This window comes from Limnobacter sp., from assembly GCF_964228395.1.
Taxonomy (GTDB): Bacteria; Pseudomonadota; Gammaproteobacteria; order Burkholderiales; family Burkholderiaceae_B; genus Limnobacter.
Genome location: NZ_CAXQZX010000040.1, coordinates 1 through 15301, shown reverse-complemented (window position 1 = coordinate 15301; position 15301 = coordinate 1). Strand labels below are relative to the sequence as shown.

Genomic DNA, 15301 nt, shown 5'->3' with positions numbered 1-15301 from the left:
AATGTTTTCAATCAAAGCCATGGCCAGAGCGGACTCATCTGGCACAGCCCGAACCAGCACTGGAACCTCTTCCAACCCAGCCATCTTGGAGGCTCTAAAACGCCGTTCACCCGCGATGATCTCGTACTTGCCAGACCCCACGGGACGAACCAGAATGGGCTGCATGATGCCCTGGCTTTTGATGGACTCCGCCAGCTCCATGAGAGCACTTTCGTCCATGCGCGTACGTGGCTGGTATTTGCCGGCCTGCAGTTTGGACACAGACACAGTCATAACCTGCTCGCCAGCCTCTTTGTTGGCGTCATCCCCAGACGGGCCCAGCAGTGCCTCAAGGCCCCGACCCAGGCCTTTGCTTCGTTTCAGTGCGTTCATTGTTTAAGCCTTACGCCGCCACAGGCAAGCCCACCCGGGCCACCATTTCATTGGCAAATTTTAAATAGGCCTTAGCGCCTTTGCTTGTTTTGTCAAACAACACCCCGGGCACGCCATAGCTTGGCGCCTCGGCCAAACGCACGTTGCGCGGAATGATGGTTGAAAATACTTTGCTGCCAAAATGTTTTTCAAGTTGTTCTGACACCTGCTGAGCCAAGGTCATGCGCGGGTCGAACATCACCCGCAACAGCCCAATAATGGTGAGGTTGGGGTTCAGGTTTTTGCAAACCTGCTTGATGGTGTTGACCAAATCGCTCAAACCTTCCAGGGCGTAATACTCGCACTGCATGGGAATAACCACGCCATTGGCACAACACAGCGCATTTAAGGTGAGCAAGGACAACGCCGGAGGGCAATCAATCAAAATGAAATCGTATTGATCATCGACCTCGGCCAGGGCCTCACGCAACTTGATTTCGCGTGCTTCAAACTCCACCATTTCGACTTCTGCGCCTGCCAGTTCACGATTGGCAGGCAACACATCGAAGCCATCCGCTGCGACGGTGGACTCGGTCACGCTGGCCAAACCCACCAGCACTTGATACACCGTGTGCTTCAGATTGCGCTTGTCGATGCCACACCCCATGGTGGCATTGCCTTGAGGGTCGAGGTCCACCAGCAACACCCGCTGCTTGGCCAACGAAAGACCCGCGGCCAGGTTAACTGCAGTGGTGGTTTTCCCCACGCCACCCTTTTGGTTGGCAATGCAGAACACTTTCGCCATTGTATTGTCCCGTAAATGAATGTACCGATTTTATCTTCGAATCACGAACAAATGCCGATCCTCGCCCAGGAACGGCACTTCGATTGGGTGCAAAGCTTCGAGACGCCAACCCTCGGGCACTTCGTTGTCCACTTCCAAACGCCCTTTCAAGGCGGCAAAAGCACCTTCAGGGTGCAACGCATGTGCACTCAAATCTATCATTTGCCCCATGGTCGAAAAGGCGCGGGAACAAATGAGGTGGTAGGGCTGCACCGCCTGATGTTGCTCAACACGTCCATGCACCGCTTGTGCGTTGCGCAAGCCCAAGCTTCCAATGGCCTGCTGCATAAAAGCTGCCTTTTTTTGCACCGTGTCGATCAGGGTGATGTTCCACCCTGGCTGTGCAATTGCAAATACCAGGCCAGGCAAACCAGCCCCGGCACCCACATCCAACATGTGTGGCGCCTGGACGCCACGCACCGCCTGCGCCGCGGCAGGAATCACCGCCAAAGAGTCCAGCAAATGGTGGGTGATGATTTCGGATGGATTGCGAATGGCGGTGAGGTTATAAACCGCATTCCATTTTTGAATCAAACGGGCATATTCGAACAGGCGCCTTTCTTGGTCCGCACTTAAACCCAAGCGAAGTTGCGCAATGCCTTGCTGCAGCTGGACACGTTCAGCTTCGCTCAACAATGCGCCTGCAGGCACCGCAGACCGGGAAGAATGCCTCACGCAACCTGCTCCGCACCTTCGCCACCAACCCGACCAAGCAGACCCCGTTTTTTCAAATGCACCAACAACAGGGATATGGCTGCCGGGGTGATGCCCTGAATTCGCCCTGCCTGACCTATGGTTTCTGGCTTATGGCTGTTCAGCTTTTGCTGGACCTCTTTGCTCAACCCCAGCACTTGGGTGTAATCCAGATCCAGGGGCAACTTGATGGACTCATTGCCCAAGCTGCGATCTACCTCGGCTTGCTGGCGCGCCACGTAGCCAGCATATTTCACTTCAATTTCTAGCTGTGTGACCAAATCGGATTGCAAACCCACTGGGCCCAATGCAAGCTCACCGCCCTCTTTTTTCAGCGTGGTGAGTTGCTGGTAATGCACATCAGGGCGTTTGAGCAAATCGTAAAAGTTGTATTCACGCTCAATGGCTTTGCCGAGAACCCGCTCGGCCTCCACTTGAGCAACCACCTTTGGATTGATCCACGTGGAACGCAAGCGCTGCATTTCAATCTCGATGGCTTCACGCTTTGAGCAGAAAGCCTCCCACCGCACATCATCCACCACCCCCAACTTGCGGCCTATGGGCGTCAACCTTTGATCGGCATTGTCTTCGCGCAAACTCAAACGATATTCTGCACGACTGGTGAACATTCGGTACGGCTCAGCCACCCCTTTGCTGGTCAAGTCGTCGACCAACACACCGAGGTAGGCTTCGTCACGGCGGGGCGTCCACTGCTCTTTGCCCTGCACACTAAGGGCTGCATTCAAGCCTGCCAACAGCCCTTGAGCAGCGGCCTCTTCATAACCCGTGGTGCCATTGATTTGCCCAGCGAAAAACAAGCCCTCTATGGCCTTGGTCTCAAGCGTGGTCTTCAAACCGCGCGGGTCAAAATAATCGTACTCAATGGCATAGCCTGGGCGCAGCACGTAGGCATTTTCCAAACCGCGGATGGAGTGAAGCAAGTCCAGCTGCACATCGAACGGCAAGGAAGTAGACACACCATTGGGGTAGTACTCGTGGGTGGTGAGACCCTCTGGCTCCAGAAAGATTTGATGAGACTCTTTATCGGCAAAGCGATGGATTTTATCTTCAATCGACGGGCAATACCTTGGCCCCACCCCTTCGATCACACCCGTGTACATGGGGCTGCGATCCAACCCACCGCGGATGATGTCGTGGGTTTTTTGGTTGGTGTGGGTAATCCAGCAAGGCAGCTGCCTGGGATGCATGCTGGCATTGCCCAGGTATGAAAACACAGGCACGGGATCCATGTCGCCGGGTTGCTCCTGCATCACACTGAAGTCGATGCTACGACCATCAATGCGAGGCGGTGTGCCGGTTTTTAGACGACCTTGCGGAAGTTGCATCTCTTGCAGACGGCGGGCCAAGCCCAGCGAGGGCGGATCCCCAGCCCGGCCGCCCGAATAGTTTTGCAAGCCCACATGGATCTTGCCGTTTAAAAATGTACCTGCTGTTAGCACCACAGCGCGCGCCCGGAAACGCACCCCAACCTGAGTAACAGCACCCACCACACGGTCGCCCTCTAGCATAAGGTCTTCAACTGACTGCTGAAACAAATAAAGATTGGGTTGGTTCTCCAAACGCGTGCGGATGGCCTGACGGTACAACACACGGTCAGCCTGCGCACGGGTAGCGCGCACCGCAGGGCCTTTCGAGCCGTTTAAGATTCGAAACTGTATGCCAGCCTCATCGGTGGCCAAAGCCATTGCGCCACCCAGAGCATCCACTTCTTTGACCAAATGGCCCTTGCCGATGCCGCCAATTGAGGGGTTGCAAGACATCTGCCCCAGCGTTTCAATGCTGTGCGTAAGCAAGAGAGTCTTGCTTCCTGCGCGCGCAGAGGCCAATGCGGCCTCGGTGCCAGCATGGCCACCGCCCACCACAATCACATCAAACTCTGTTGGATAAATCATTGCTAACCTCTGCGAACTTGGAATGCCTGCGCCCTTGGCCGACCCATGCGGCATTATAAAGGGGGAGTCGCGTTGGACCCAAGTGAGCGATGTTTCACGTGGAACAATGGCGGGCGTGCCTGCCCAAACTGTTGTATCAATGCGGCGGCGCTCACTGTGCCGGGTCGGCACTGGTCACCGGGCCCAGGGTCAGCCCTTGGTTGCGTTGATTGCACAGCTTTTGGGGGGCCGGGGAAGCACTGACCCCTTGGCCTGGGATCAGCCTGCGTTTCGGTTGATTGCGCAGCGTATTGGGGCCGCGTTGGAGTCGGGTTGGCACAGGTCGCTAGGCCTGGGATCAGCCCGTGGTTCCCTTCTTGTCCCTTCCGAGGGGGCATGCAAGGCGAAAATGTCGCCATTGCATCCGATTCGTTTTCCCGCCAAGCGGGGCTTGGGCGGGAAACGCGCCTCGGCCCCTCGGTGTGGGCCAAACCGGGCGGGCTGCCCTGAATCGGCCTGCGCGGCCTGTGCCACCCCAGCCCCGGCGCTGCGCTTGGCCACGCCGTTGATTGACTCAAGCAGGCCAACCGCTTGCGGCAGCAATTGAAGCTCTAGCAGGCGCTAAGCCATCCGCGCATGCAACCTGAGCCGCCTTCGCTTGCCCAGAAGCCAGCAGGGGCGAATGCCCCTGCAGCGACCTTCAGGACAATCTGCCCGACCGTGCCAAGAATGAACGGTGCCCCCCCAAGGGGGCAGAGGCCCGACCCGACCTCTGTTTTGGAGGGCGGGCCTCAGTTCAGGCGAGGCTCAGGGAGGGAGACACAGATTGGCCGTCGCAAAGGGGCTTGGTCCTGCTTGCTTCAAGGAGCAAGCGAACAATCACGGCCGGCGCAACAAGCCGCATGGACCTGCTGGCTTCAGGGAGCAAGCGATAAGCTCAACCGGCGCATGGGCCTGCTGGCTTCAAAGAGCAAGCGAACAAACAGGGAGGAGGAAAATGAATGGTGCCGCTTGTCGGATTCGAACTGACGACCTACCGCTTACAAGGCGGTTGCTCTACCAACTGAGCTAAAGCGGCACGCTTAAGAGGGCCTTATTTTACTCGAGTTAAGTGGGATTTTTTCTTTGCAGGTCCACTTTTTTTGGATTTTTCACCGCCGCCGTCGTTTTTACCCACGCTCACGGGCTGAGGGTCTTCCGGCGGGCCCTGCACAGAGCGCAAGCCGCCGGTCGATTTGGGCTTTTCTTCGGTGGCGCTTTCGCCTTCATCCGCCTCTTCCAACACGAACTGTACGGCTTCGTTGCCGTCGCCTTCGATTTCGGCCAAGGGCTTGAGCACCTCAAAGGCCATGCCGTGGCCATTTTCCCGAGCATAAATGGCGCTCACCTGCTCTACAGGAACCATGATTTGCCTGGCCACGCCACCAAACCTGGCCTCGAACTCAATCCATTCATTGCCCAATTGCAATTTATTCGTGGCCATCGGGGAGGCATTCAACACAATCTCCCCTGCCTTGACAAACTCCCTGGGCACTTGGGTCTGTTCATTCACGGCCACCGCCAAATAGGGAGTGAATCCGTTGTCGACACACCATTCGTGAATGGCTCGAATCAAATATGGCTTTGTGGATACTTCGGTCACGCCATGGTTCCTGTGTGTTGCTACTGCGCCTGGTTGAGCTCAAGCTCAGCGGCGCATTACTTTTTCAGAAGGGGTCAGCGCATCAATAAACGCTGGCTTTGCAAAAATGCGCTCAGCGTATTTCATCAATGGCGCAGCAGACTTCGGCAACTCAATGCCGTAGTGCTCAAGACGCCACAGCAATGGGGCCAATGCGACGTCCAGCATCGAGAACTCTTCGCCCAACATGTATTTGCTTTTCAAAAACACCGGCGCCAATTGCGTCAGTTGTTCGCGAATGGACAGGCGTGCCTTTTCCATGGCCTTGGGGTTGCCAGCCTTTTCAATAACGCTCACATGGGCAAACAGTTCGCGCTCAAAATTGAACAGGAACAAGCGGGTGCGGGCACGCATCACCGGATCTGCCGGCATCAATTGGGGATGCGGAAAGCGCTCGTCTATGTACTCATTGATGATATTGGACTCATACAGAATCAAATCGCGCTCAACCAGGATAGGCACCTGGCTGTATGGGTTCATTACGCTGATGTCGTCTGGACGGTTGAAGAGGTCAATGTCCTTGATCTCGAAGTCCATGCCCTTCTCGTGCAGCACAAAGCGGCAGCGTTGGGAAAATGGGCAGGTTGTGCCCGAGTAAAGAACCATCATGTTGTCGTCATCCCAAAACAAAAAATGGCCGGAGCGATCAAACGCTCCAGCCGGTCATTGATGAAAGCCTTTGGATTACTTGATGTCTTTCCAGTATGCGGCGTTCAGGCGCCAGGCGAAAATTGTAAACACACCAAAGAACAGCAGCACAATCACACCCAATTTGAAGCGATCCTGGCGCACGGGCTCAGCCATGTAAACCAGGTAACTGGTCAACTCAGCCATGGCACGGTCGTACTCGGTGGGAGTCATTTGGCCAGGCTTGGTCAATTCGAACCCAACAAACTTTTTGATGGTTTTGTCAGCGTTGTGGGGATCGGCTTTTTCTTCAAACTTGGGGGTTTGCTCACCCTGCAGCTCCCACAGCACATGGGGCATGCCCACATTGGGGAAAGCCATGTTGTTCCAGCCGGTTGGCTTGCTGTGATCACGGTAGTAAGTGCGCAAGTAGGTATAAATGTAGTCTGCCCCGGGGTAGCTTGTGGTTGCGCGTGAACGAGCAATCAAAGACAAATCTGGGGGTGTGGCACCAAACCACTGCTTGGCCTCTTTGGGGTCCATCGCAATGGTCATGGTGTTGCCCACGTTGTCCGTGGCAAACATCAGGTTGTTTTTGATTTGCTCGTCTGTCAGGCCGATGTCTTTCAGGCGGTTATAGCGCATGCTTTCAGCGGAATGGCAGTTCAAGCAGTAATTGGCGAACAACTGCGCACCACGTTGCAGGGCCGCCAAATCGTTGGTTAGATCTGGCGCCTTGTCCATGGGGTAGTTGCTTCCCGCGCCCATCACGAGCGAAGGAACCAAGGCCAGCAATGCAAACAGTTTTTTCATCGTTTTATCCTTGTCTTCCTAAGTGCTCAATGGGCAGCAAACACAACACGATCAGGCACGGGCTTGAAGGTGCCCATCTTCGACCACCAGGGCATGGCGAGGAAGAACAGGAAGTAAATCACTGTACCGATTTTTGCAACCACGTTGCCCACAGGGGACGGTGGCTGAACACCCAGGTAACCCAACACAATGAACGACACCACAAACACAGCGTAGATTACCTTGTGGAAAGTGGGGCGATAGCGAATGGACTTCACTGGGCTTTTGTCGAGCCATGGCAGGAAGAACAGAATGACCACCGCACCGCCCATGGCCATCACACCCAAGAACTTCGCATCCAGGCCCAGCAAGGGGAAGTCGATGGCGCGCAGAATGGAATAGAACGGTGTGAAATACCACACTGGCGCGATATGGGCTGGTGTTTTCAGCGGGTCAGCTGGAATGAAGTTGTTGTATTCCAGGAAGTAACCGCCCATTTCTGGGGCAAAGAACACAATGGCAGAAAACACCATCAGGAACACACCCACACCCAAAATGTCATGCACGGTGTAGTAGGGGTGGAAAGGAATACCATCCAGCGGCTTGCCAGAGGCATCTTTCTTTTCTTTGATTTCTACGCCATCGGGGTTGTTTGAACCCACTTCGTGCAAGGCCACCAGGTGAGCCGCCACCAAGCCAAGCAAGACCAAAGGAATGGCAATCACATGGAAGGAGAAGAAGCGGTTCAGGGTCGCGTCAGACACCACATAGTCACCACGAATCCAGATGGCCAGGTCGGGGCCGATCACTGGAATGGCAGAGAACAGGTTCACGATCACCTGGGCACCCCAGTAGCTCATTTGGCCCCATGGCAGCAGGTAGCCAAAAAAGGCTTCAGCCATCAGGCACAGGAAAATGGCCACACCGAAGATCCAGATGAGTTCGCGAGGCTTGCGGTAAGAACCATACAACAGGCCACGCATCATGTGCAGATACACAACCACGAAGAACATGGATGCGCCCGTGGAGTGCATGTAGCGCACCAACCAGCCCCATGGCACATCACGCATGATGTATTCGACCGACTGGAAGGCCTTGGCCGCATCGGGCTTGTAGTGCATGACCAGGAAAATACCAGTCACAATCTGGATGACCAGCACCAGCAGGGCCAGCGAGCCAAAGAAGTACCAGAAGTTGAAGTTTTTGGGCGCGTAGTACTCAGACAAGTGCGCCTTGTAGGTGGAGGTCAGGGGGAATCGCTGATCGATCCAGCCCAACACCCCGGTTGTTTCTACTTTTTTATCTGCGGCCATGATGACTCCTCACTCTCAGTCGCATTAGGCGGTTGTCTCGTCTTCACCAATCAACAGCCTGGTGTCAGACAAGTACTTGTGTGGCGGCACTTCCAGGTTGTCGGGCGCGGGTTTGTTCGCGTATACGCGGCCAGCCATGTCGAAAGTTGAACCATGGCAGGGGCACAAAAAACCACCCTTCCAGTCGTCAGGCAGGCTGGGCTGGGGGCCCGCATCAAACTTGGCTGTCGGCGAGCATCCCAAGTGAGAACAAATGCCCACAGCCACCAGGTATTCGGGCTTGATGGAACGGTGGGTGTTGCGCGCATACTCAGGGGTGAGTTCGGCCGGATTGCGCTCAGAATTTGGGTCGGCCAGTTGGCTGTCCAGGGCAGCCAACTCTTGCACCATTTTGTCGTCACGGCGCACAACCCAAACAGGCTTGCCGCGCCATTCAACGGTTTTCATGTCGCCTGGCTTCATGCCGGAGATGTCGAGTTCGACCGGTGCACCGGCAGCCTTGGCGCGCTCGGAGGGAGCCAGGGTGGTCAAAAACGCTGCGCCGGTGGCCGTGGCTGCTACACCGCCGGCCGCGCCACAAGCGATCATCCACACGCGACGTTCTTTGTCTACAGGTTGATTATTGCTCATCAAAATAACCCCGAAAGAAAATTCCAGTACACCTTGCCCCGCGCCCCGCCCGTTTCACTGCCAACGGAACTTGTACCGATGGACTATGGCCAAAGTAGTGATCTATGCAACCCAAGATTGTAACTCAGCAGCCTGCCAACTAGAAACTGTTTTCAGGCAAAAAACTTGATTTTCAAGCGCGAGCATGGATGAGGCCCACCCACGAAAAGATACATTAGTAAACAATTCAAACGCATCAGACCCAGTCGGCCACGCTGGGAGGCGAGGCTACACGGCCACAAAAAGGTCGTGAAACTCAACATCGATGCCATAGCGCTTTGCCACCCACTCACCCAAAGCCTTCACACCGCATCGCTCGGTGGCATGGTGCCCCGCACCCAGCAGTGCAACGCCAGTTTCACGGGCCACATGCACCGCCGGCTCGGACAACTCGCCGGTGAGGTATAAATCTGCCCCCTGCACTGCCGCCTCCTCTACATAACCTGGCGCACCGCCTGTGCACCAACTGACGGTGCGTATCAATCGGGTTTGATCATCAAGCCCTTCCAGTTGCACCGTGTGACCCAACACATTTTTTACGTGGTTGACTACATCACCCAGTGGCATGGGCGCAGACAACTCGCCCATGTGAATCAACCCTTTGTCCCCAACCACACGGTGGCTGGGCCAACCCAGCATGCCGCCCAGTTGCGCGTTGTTGCCCAACTCCGGGTGCTTGTCCAAAGGCAAATGGTAAGCAAATACATTCAAATTGGCCGCTAGGGCTGCCTGCATGCGCGCTTTGCGAAATCCGGTCAGCACCTGAGGGTCGCCTTTCCACATCAAGCCGTGGTGCACCAAAACAGCATCGGCCTGGCGTGCTATGGCCAACTCGATCAAACCCAAAGAAGCGGTCACGCCTGTGACCAAACGCCGTATTTCGGCCTTGCCTTCCAACTGGAGCCCATTTGGGCAATAATCAGACATGCGTGCGGGATCAAGCAACTCCCGCAAATCCTTGTCCAGCACACTCCGATCCACACTATTCAACGGCACACCCAACCCCAATCATGTTGAAAAAACTCTGGCTGACATTCGCGCAAGCCCTGGCTGTCCTGCTTGCATTGTATTTCATCACAGAGGTGTTGCGCCCAGAATGGACCCCCAGCTGGCTTCAGCGGCCCGCCTTCACCACCGCACCCTCCGAAGGCGTGGTGGGTTATCGCCAGGCCGTCGACAAGGCCATGCCTGCGGTGGTGAATATTTTTACCTCCAAAAACCTCACACCACTGCCCAAGCATCCTTTTTTTGAGGACCCCGAGATTCGCAAATTCTTTGGCGACGAACTGGAAGAACAGTTCGGATCGGACGAGGAAGTCACCCCCAGCCTTGGCTCGGGCGTGATTGTGAACAAAGAAGGTTTGATCGTGACCAACCAGCATGTGGTGGAGGCCGCCGATCAAATCGAAGTCAGCCTGAATGATGGCCGAAAAGTGGCTGCTGAACTGGTGGGCACCGACCCCGAAACCGATCTGGCTGTTTTGCGGATCAAACTGGACAATTTGCCCACGCTGCAGTTTGCAGAAGAGGGATCGGTGCGCGTTGGCGATGTGGTTCTGGCCATGGGCAACCCCTTTGGCGTGGGGCAGACCGTGACCATGGGCATCGTGAGCGCCCTGGGCCGCAACCACGTGGGCATCAACACGTTCGAGAACTTCATTCAGACCGACGCAGCCATCAACCCTGGCAACTCTGGCGGCGCCTTGGTCGACACAGCGGGCAATTTGTTGGGCATCAACACAGCCATCTACAGCCGCACGGGCGGCTCACTGGGCATTGGGTTTGCCATCCCCGCCAAAACCGTGCAAAACGTCTTGAATCAAATTGTACGCACCGGCACAGTAACGCGGGGTTACATCGGCGTGGAGCAGCAAAACATCACCGAAGAATTGTCCAAGGCCTTCGACTTGCCTCAAAAAGACGGGGTGATTATTGCCGGTATTGTGAAGGACGGCCCAGCGGACAAAGCAGGGTTAAAGGTCGGCGACATCTTGCTGAGCCTGGATGGTCAGAAAATCCAGGACACCACTCAAATGCTCAACATGATCGCGGGCTACGCGCCGGGTGAAAAAAAGATGATTCGCCTGCTGCGTGAAGGCAAAGAACAATCAGTGAGCATCGAAATCGGCGTGAGGCCAAAACCCGGTGACTTTTTAAAGAAACCCTGAGCTGGCTTCAACAAACCCTGTGATAGAAGGGATTTGACCTGTCGAACTCGCCACCCAGGGGGCGCGTTTACTCCAGAATTTCCTGACGCTTTTTACCCACCATTTTGGCGGCGATGATGCCCACTTCATACAGCACGCAAATGGGAATGGCCAGAAAGAGTTGAGACAACACATCGGGCGGAGTAACAATGGCGGCAATCACAAAAGCGGCCACAATAACGTAGCCACGAGCCTCGGCCAGTTTTTCGACTGTGACCACACCCATGTAAACCAGCACCACCACCACAATAGGCACTTCAAAAGTCAAGCCAAAGGCCATGAACATGGTGAGCACAAAATTGAGGTAGGCCTCAATATCGGGTGCAGGGGTAATGCTGGCCGGTGCAAATTCGTTGATGAAGGCAAACACTTTGCCAAACACAATAAAGTGACAAAACGCGATGCCCGCTAAAAACAGCAAGGTGCTTGAGAAAATAATGGGAATGGCCATTTTTTTCTCGTGCTGGTAAAGCCCCGGGGCCACAAAGGCCCAAGCTTGGTAAAGAGTCAACGGCAATGAGAGCACGAACGCCACCATGGCGGTTAGCTTCACGGGCACCATAAAAGGTGTAATCACCCCTGTGGCGATCATCTTGGTGCCTTCAGGCAAAGCGCCTTGAATGGGCTGCGCCAGCAAATCAAAAATGGGACCCGCCCCGGGGTAGGCCATCAAGCCAATAAACACCACGATAAAACCAAGCAGAGCGCGCAGCAGTCGGTCCCGCAGCTCTACCAAATGGCTAACAAAATTTTCTTGGGTACTCATGGGCCGGCGCGCTTATTTGTTGTTGGAAGCTTGCGCGGGCGCGCTGCTTGCCTGTGGGTCTTGGGTTGGCGCACTGGCCTGCGGTTTGGCTGGGCCACTGTTGGCGGGCTGTTCTTTTTCCAGTTCAGCGATGTCGTCTTCGATCGACTTCACCGATTGGTTCAAGCTGCTTTCGGTGTCGCGCAGGGTGGTTTGAACATCGCTTTCAACCTTGCGGGCTGCGGTTTGCATTTCGGCCTGCAGCTTGCGCAACTCTTCAATTTCCATTTCACGATTGATCTCAGATTTCACATCGCTCACGTAGCGCTGCGCTTTGCCCAACAAGTGACCCACAGTGCGAGCCACCTTGGGCAATTTTTCGGGCCCAATCACCAAAAGCGCCACCACGCCAATGATCAGGAGCTCAGAAAACGCGATGTCAAACATGAAAAAAACCGCTTAAGGGAAGGTGGATCAGCTGGAAGATTTCTCTTTGGCTTCCACGTCAATGGTGTCTTTTTTGTTGGCGCTGCTGTCTGCAATTTTTGCAGCGTTTTGATCGCCCTCAGACGAGCCTTCTTTCATGCCATCTTTAAAGCCTTTGACCGCGCCGCCCAGGTCGGAGCCAATGTTGCGCAGTTTTTTGGTGCCAAACACCAACATCACAATGACCAGCACCACCAGCCAGTGCCAAATGCTAAATGAACCCATGTTTAATGCTCCTTGAATGTGTATTGCGTGCGCCGCCAAAAGCTGTTTAACGCGGCAGCATCATGCCCAGTGGTTTGTCACCGCCCAGGATGTGTATGTGAAGATGATACACCTCCTGACATCCGACCCTGCCCGTGTTGATCACAGTTCGGAATCCATCATTGCAGCCAGCCTGCTTGGCCAGCGTGCCCGCCATCTGCATCATCTTGCCCAACACCGGAATGTCCTCGGGCGCAGCGTCAGCCAGGGTTGGTATGTGCTTTTTCGGAATAATCAAAAAATGCACGGGCGCCACCGGGTTGATGTCGTGAAACGCGAGGATATCCTCGTCTTCATATACTTTTCTGCTAGGGATTTCCCCAGCGACGATTTTGCAAAAAATACAATCAGACATGGTTCACCCCTTTTTGCGATTGGCTTTTTCTTCAAGACCCGACAAACCCATGCGACGATCCAGTTCGGCCAACACATCGGCTGCACTCAAGCCATGCCAGCCCAACAGCACCAAGCTGTGAAACCACAGGTCAGCGGCCTCCGTCACCACCTTGGCTGGGTCTTGATCTTTGGAGGCCATCACCAGCTCGCAAGACTCCTCGCCAATTTTTTTTAAAATGGCGTCTTGCCCTTTGCTGTGCAGCTTGGCCACATACGAGGTGTCGGGGCTGGCAAGTTTGCGCGCCTCCAGCACCTGGGTTAAACGCTCCAGCAGGTCCCCGGACCGCTGCTTGGGGTCTGTCATGGTTTATACATCCTGTGATTTTTTGTACATGTCTGCGGGGTTTTTAAGCACCGGGTCTTTGGCCACCCAACGCGGCTTGTCGCCTGCGTGTTGCTCCAGCGCATAGTAAAAGCAGCTTTCCCGACCCGTGTGGCAGGCAATACCGCCCACCTGCTCCACCATCAAAATAAGCACATCGCCATCGCAATCCAGGCGAATTTCCTTCACCTTTTGCTGATTTCCAGATTCTTCACCCTTGTGCCACAGCTTACCGCGCGAACGTGAAAAATACGTTGCAAAACCACTGCTGGCGGTGATCTCCAAGGCCTCTCGGCTCATCCAGGCCACCATCAATACCCGCTTGCTTAGGTGGTCTTGCGCCACCACGTTCACCAGGCCTTGCGGGTCAAATTTAACGCTGTCCAGCCAGTTGTCGGTAATCACCACGTCTTTGCTCATGGGGCTTACATCCTGACCACAATGCCAGCCTGTGCCATGCGTTGCTTGGCCTGCTGCACGGTGTACTCACCGTAGTGAAAAATGCTTGCAGCCAACACTGCACTGGCCTTGCCCTGAATAACACCATCCACCAAGTGGTCGAGATTGCCCACGCCACCGCTGGCAATCACCGGAATGGTCACAGCCTCGGACACCGCACGGGTAAGCGGCAAGTTAAAACCAATTTTGGTGCCATCGCGGTCCATGCTGGTGAGCAAAATTTCGCCAGCGCCTCGCGCCTGCATGTGGCGCGCCCATTCAATGGCATCCAGGCCGGTGGGCTTGCGTCCACCGTGGGTGTAAACCTCCCAGCCAGGCTCGCCATTGGCCTTGGCTTTGGCATCAATGGCCACCACAATGCACTGCGAACCATACTTGCTTGCGGCATCGCTCACCAAATCCGGATTGGTCACGGCCGAGGTGTTGATGCTGATTTTGTCTGCACCTGCATTGAGCAAACGGCGCACGTCTTCGACTTTGCGAACGCCCCCGCCCACGGTGAGGGGAATAAACACTTGGCTGGCCACCGACTCAATCACGTGCAGGATCAGGTCGCGGTCATCGGACGATGCCGTGATGTCCAGAAAAGTGAGCTCATCGGCCCCTTGCTCGTTGTAGCGGCGCGCAATTTCAACGGGGTCACCCGCATCGCGCAGTTCTACAAAATTGACCCCCTTGACCACCCGGCCTGCGGTCACATCCAGGCACGGAATGATTCGGCTTGCGAGCATCAGTAGGTTTTTCCGTTCAATTCGTCAGCCAGGGCCTGGCCCTTGCCGAAGTCGAGCGTGCCTTCGTAGATGGAGCGACCACAGATGGCACCCATTACACCTTCGTCTTCAACAGCGCACAATTGGCGGATGTCGTCGAGGTTGGTGATGCCACCCGATGCAATCACAGGAATGGTCAGCGCATTGGCCAGTCGCACAGTGGCTTCAATATTGACCCCACCCAACATGCCATCGCGGCCAATGTCGGTGTAAACGATGGCCTCAACGCCGTAGTTTTCGTATTTTTGGGCCAGGTCCACCACATCGTGGCCAGAGATTTTGCTCCAACCGTCGGTGGCCACTTTGCCGTCTTTGGCATCCAAGCCCACAATGATCTGGCCTGGGAATGCGCCACAGGCGTCGTGTAAAAAGCCCGGGTTTTTAACGGCAGCCGTGCCAATGATCACATAGCTCAAACCGTCATCGAGGTAGCGCTCAATGGTATCGAGGTCGCGTATGCCACCACCCAACTGCACCGGAATTTGCCCGCCCACAGCATCCAGAATGTCGATGATGACGCCCTCGTTGACAGGCTTGCCAGCCACCGCGCCATTGAGGTCAACCAAATGCAGACGCCTGGCCCCGGCTTCCAGCCATTTCACGGCCATTTCAACCGGGTCGGCCGAGAAAATGGTTGCATCGTCCATATTGCCTTGTTTGAGGCGTACACACTGACCGTCTTTCAGGTCGATTGCTGGAATGAGTAACATGAGACTGTGAGATCGGAAGAGCGTCGTGTAGGGAAAGAGTGTAGACGAGCGTGTAGATCTCGGTGGTCGCCGTATCATTA

At 55.3% G+C, this 15301-nt stretch carries 19 protein-coding genes and 1 tRNA gene; 1 reads left to right on the top strand and 19 read right to left on the bottom strand.

Going from position 1 to position 15301, the window contains the following annotated elements:
• The 11 genes from ACEQU8_RS02935 to ACEQU8_RS02885 all read right to left on the bottom strand — a co-directional run.
• The coding region (locus ACEQU8_RS02935; protein WP_370261342.1) for a ParB/RepB/Spo0J family partition protein at positions 1 to 372 on the bottom strand (372 nt) is incomplete at its 3' end.
• A gap of 10 nt (positions 373 to 382) precedes the next feature.
• Positions 383 to 1156, bottom strand: a complete 774-nt coding sequence (locus ACEQU8_RS02930) for a ParA family protein (RefSeq protein WP_370261341.1) — start codon at positions 1154 to 1156, stop codon at positions 383 to 385.
• Positions 1157 to 1186: 30 nt separating this feature from the next.
• Positions 1187 to 1870: a 16S rRNA (guanine(527)-N(7))-methyltransferase RsmG gene (rsmG, locus tag ACEQU8_RS02925; protein ID WP_370261339.1), complete on the bottom strand. Its 684-nt coding sequence runs from the start codon at positions 1868 to 1870 to the stop codon at positions 1187 to 1189.
• Positions 1867 to 3801, bottom strand: a complete 1935-nt coding sequence (gene mnmG / locus ACEQU8_RS02920) for a tRNA uridine-5-carboxymethylaminomethyl(34) synthesis enzyme MnmG (protein ID WP_370261338.1) — start codon at positions 3799 to 3801, stop codon at positions 1867 to 1869. The genes rsmG and mnmG overlap by 4 nt, the downstream gene beginning before the upstream one ends.
• Before the next feature lie 981 nt (positions 3802 to 4782).
• Positions 4783 to 4858 (bottom strand) — tRNA-Thr (locus ACEQU8_RS02915).
• 15 nt (positions 4859 to 4873) lie between these two features.
• Positions 4874 to 5422, bottom strand: a complete 549-nt coding sequence (locus tag ACEQU8_RS02910) for a ClpXP protease specificity-enhancing factor (RefSeq protein ID WP_370261337.1) — start codon at positions 5420 to 5422, stop codon at positions 4874 to 4876.
• 45 nt (positions 5423 to 5467) lie between these two features.
• On the bottom strand, positions 5468 to 6070 hold the full coding sequence (locus tag ACEQU8_RS02905) for a glutathione S-transferase N-terminal domain-containing protein (protein ID WP_370261336.1): 603 nt from the start codon (positions 6068 to 6070) through the stop codon (positions 5468 to 5470).
• A gap of 75 nt (positions 6071 to 6145) precedes the next feature.
• A complete protein-coding gene (locus tag ACEQU8_RS02900) occupies positions 6146 to 6901 on the bottom strand; it encodes a cytochrome c1 (protein WP_370261334.1) in 756 nt (251 codons plus the stop codon).
• Positions 6902 to 6927: 26 nt separating this feature from the next.
• A complete protein-coding gene (locus ACEQU8_RS02895) occupies positions 6928 to 8193 on the bottom strand; it encodes a cytochrome bc complex cytochrome b subunit (protein WP_370261333.1) in 1266 nt (421 codons plus the stop codon).
• A gap of 24 nt (positions 8194 to 8217) precedes the next feature.
• Complete coding sequence (petA, locus tag ACEQU8_RS02890) at positions 8218 to 8823, bottom strand: ubiquinol-cytochrome c reductase iron-sulfur subunit (protein WP_370261332.1); 606 nt, start codon at positions 8821 to 8823, stop codon at positions 8218 to 8220.
• Positions 8824 to 9090: 267 nt separating this feature from the next.
• On the bottom strand, positions 9091 to 9852 hold the full coding sequence (locus tag ACEQU8_RS02885; protein WP_370261345.1) for a Nif3-like dinuclear metal center hexameric protein: 762 nt from the start codon (positions 9850 to 9852) through the stop codon (positions 9091 to 9093).
• A 20-nt stretch (positions 9853 to 9872) separates the two neighbouring features.
• Here ACEQU8_RS02885 and ACEQU8_RS02880 point away from each other — a divergent pair, with 20 nt between their 5' ends.
• Complete coding sequence (locus ACEQU8_RS02880) at positions 9873 to 11030, top strand: Do family serine endopeptidase (protein ID WP_370261330.1); 1158 nt, start codon at positions 9873 to 9875, stop codon at positions 11028 to 11030.
• Positions 11031 to 11097: 67 nt separating this feature from the next.
• Here the strand turns inward: ACEQU8_RS02880 and tatC are convergent, their stop codons facing one another.
• Genes tatC through hisA form a run of 8 tightly spaced genes read right to left on the bottom strand, consistent with a single transcriptional unit; the run spans position 11098 to position 15221 of the window.
• Positions 11098 to 11835: a twin-arginine translocase subunit TatC gene (gene tatC, locus ACEQU8_RS02875; protein WP_370261329.1), complete on the bottom strand. Its 738-nt coding sequence runs from the start codon at positions 11833 to 11835 to the stop codon at positions 11098 to 11100.
• A 12-nt stretch (positions 11836 to 11847) separates the two neighbouring features.
• Positions 11848 to 12261, bottom strand: a complete 414-nt coding sequence (gene tatB, locus ACEQU8_RS02870) for a Sec-independent protein translocase protein TatB (protein ID WP_370261328.1) — start codon at positions 12259 to 12261, stop codon at positions 11848 to 11850.
• 27 nt (positions 12262 to 12288) lie between these two features.
• Positions 12289 to 12525: a Sec-independent protein translocase subunit TatA gene (tatA, locus tag ACEQU8_RS02865; protein WP_370261326.1), complete on the bottom strand. Its 237-nt coding sequence runs from the start codon at positions 12523 to 12525 to the stop codon at positions 12289 to 12291.
• Positions 12526 to 12571: 46 nt separating this feature from the next.
• Positions 12572 to 12919, bottom strand: a complete 348-nt coding sequence (locus tag ACEQU8_RS02860) for a histidine triad nucleotide-binding protein (protein WP_370261325.1) — start codon at positions 12917 to 12919, stop codon at positions 12572 to 12574.
• 3 nt (positions 12920 to 12922) lie between these two features.
• A complete protein-coding gene (locus ACEQU8_RS02855) occupies positions 12923 to 13264 on the bottom strand; it encodes a phosphoribosyl-ATP diphosphatase (protein ID WP_370261324.1) in 342 nt (113 codons plus the stop codon).
• Between the two features lie 3 nt (positions 13265 to 13267).
• Complete coding sequence (gene hisI, locus ACEQU8_RS02850; RefSeq protein WP_370261322.1) at positions 13268 to 13702, bottom strand: phosphoribosyl-AMP cyclohydrolase; 435 nt, start codon at positions 13700 to 13702, stop codon at positions 13268 to 13270.
• A gap of 5 nt (positions 13703 to 13707) precedes the next feature.
• Complete coding sequence (gene hisF / locus ACEQU8_RS02845) at positions 13708 to 14472, bottom strand: imidazole glycerol phosphate synthase subunit HisF (RefSeq protein ID WP_370261321.1); 765 nt, start codon at positions 14470 to 14472, stop codon at positions 13708 to 13710.
• Positions 14472 to 15221 (bottom strand): 1-(5-phosphoribosyl)-5-[(5-phosphoribosylamino)methylideneamino]imidazole-4-carboxamide isomerase, encoded by a 750-nt coding sequence (hisA, locus tag ACEQU8_RS02840; protein ID WP_370261343.1) that lies wholly within the window; start codon positions 15219 to 15221, stop codon positions 14472 to 14474. Before hisA ends, hisF begins: the two co-directional genes overlap by 1 nt.
• Positions 15222 to 15301: the final 80 nt, after the last annotated feature.

Bases quoted from the DNA above. Each gene is read 5' to 3' on its own strand.
- ACEQU8_RS02930 (WP_370261341.1), bottom strand. From the start codon at position 1,156: ATGGCGAAAGTGTTCTGCATTGCCAACCAAAAGGGTGGCGTGGGGAAA.
- mnmG (WP_370261338.1), bottom strand. From the start codon at position 3,801: ATGATTTATCCAACAGAGTTTGATGTGATTGTGGTGGGCGGTGGCCAT.
- ACEQU8_RS02905 (WP_370261336.1), bottom strand. From the start codon at position 6,070: ATGATGGTTCTTTACTCGGGCACAACCTGCCCATTTTCCCAACGCTGC.
- ACEQU8_RS02900 (WP_370261334.1), bottom strand. From the start codon at position 6,901: ATGAAAAAACTGTTTGCATTGCTGGCCTTGGTTCCTTCGCTCGTGATG.
- ACEQU8_RS02895 (WP_370261333.1), bottom strand. From the start codon at position 8,193: ATGGCCGCAGATAAAAAAGTAGAAACAACCGGGGTGTTGGGCTGGATC.
- petA (WP_370261332.1), bottom strand. From the start codon at position 8,823: ATGAGCAATAATCAACCTGTAGACAAAGAACGTCGCGTGTGGATGATC.
- ACEQU8_RS02880 (WP_370261330.1), top strand. From the start codon at position 9,873: ATGTTGAAAAAACTCTGGCTGACATTCGCGCAAGCCCTGGCTGTCCTG.
- tatC (WP_370261329.1), bottom strand. From the start codon at position 11,835: ATGAGTACCCAAGAAAATTTTGTTAGCCATTTGGTAGAGCTGCGGGAC.
- tatB (WP_370261328.1), bottom strand. From the start codon at position 12,261: ATGTTTGACATCGCGTTTTCTGAGCTCCTGATCATTGGCGTGGTGGCG.
- tatA (WP_370261326.1), bottom strand. From the start codon at position 12,525: ATGGGTTCATTTAGCATTTGGCACTGGCTGGTGGTGCTGGTCATTGTG.
- ACEQU8_RS02860 (WP_370261325.1), bottom strand. From the start codon at position 12,919: ATGTCTGATTGTATTTTTTGCAAAATCGTCGCTGGGGAAATCCCTAGC.
- ACEQU8_RS02855 (WP_370261324.1), bottom strand. From the start codon at position 13,264: ATGACAGACCCCAAGCAGCGGTCCGGGGACCTGCTGGAGCGTTTAACC.
- hisI (WP_370261322.1), bottom strand. From the start codon at position 13,702: ATGAGCAAAGACGTGGTGATTACCGACAACTGGCTGGACAGCGTTAAA.
- hisF (WP_370261321.1), bottom strand. From the start codon at position 14,472: ATGCTCGCAAGCCGAATCATTCCGTGCCTGGATGTGACCGCAGGCCGG.
- hisA (WP_370261343.1), bottom strand. From the start codon at position 15,221: ATGTTACTCATTCCAGCAATCGACCTGAAAGACGGTCAGTGTGTACGC.